This is a genomic window from Priestia sp. SB1, assembly GCF_038898415.1.
In genome coordinates this window covers 1-651 of record NZ_JBBJSS010000041.1, presented here as the reverse complement: position 1 = coordinate 651, position 651 = coordinate 1, and the positions used below count along the sequence as shown (strand labels likewise).

Below are 651 nucleotides of genomic sequence, written 5' to 3'. Positions count from 1 at the left end.
AGAGAACCGGCAGTTAAAGCAACAGATTGAGATCTTAAAAAAGTACAAGGAATTGGAAAGGAAGTGGTACCAGAAATTGTAGTAAACACAGTGGAAGAGCTAAAAGGTCAGGTGCCTATTTATCAAATCTGTTTACATCTTAATATCCCTCGATCCACTTACTATCGTTGGAAGCAACATACAAAACGGGATACACTAAAGAAATGGATGGAACAACAAGTTGGTGAACAATGTCATAAACACAAGTTTCGATATGGCTATCGAAAGATTACAGCATTACTCAATCGAACGATGAAGATGAATCATAAGTTTGTGCAGCGTGCCATGCAGAAGTATGGTTGGCAATGTCGCGTAAAACGGAAGAAACGTCAGCGAACAGGGCAACCTTATCAGGTTGCAGAGAATGTATTAAATCGTGAATTTCGAGCTGATCGTCCTCTTCAAAAACTAGTGACGGATATTACCTACTTGCCTTTTGGACCCAAACAGTTGTATCTTTCAAGTATTCAGGATTTATTTAACGGAGAAATCATTGCGTATTCCATTGGTGATTGTCAAAACGTAGCGTTTGTTTTAGATACGTTAAGTCAACTTCCTTCTTTGCCTGAAGGATGCACGCTGCATAGCGATCAAGGTTCCGTGTACACATCG

Annotated in this window: 1 pseudogene; it reads left to right on the top strand. The window is 39.8% G+C overall.

The window, feature by feature from the left end:
* Positions 1 to 651 (top strand): annotated as a pseudogene (locus tag WKH56_RS35050) (IS3 family transposase); the annotation flags it as partial.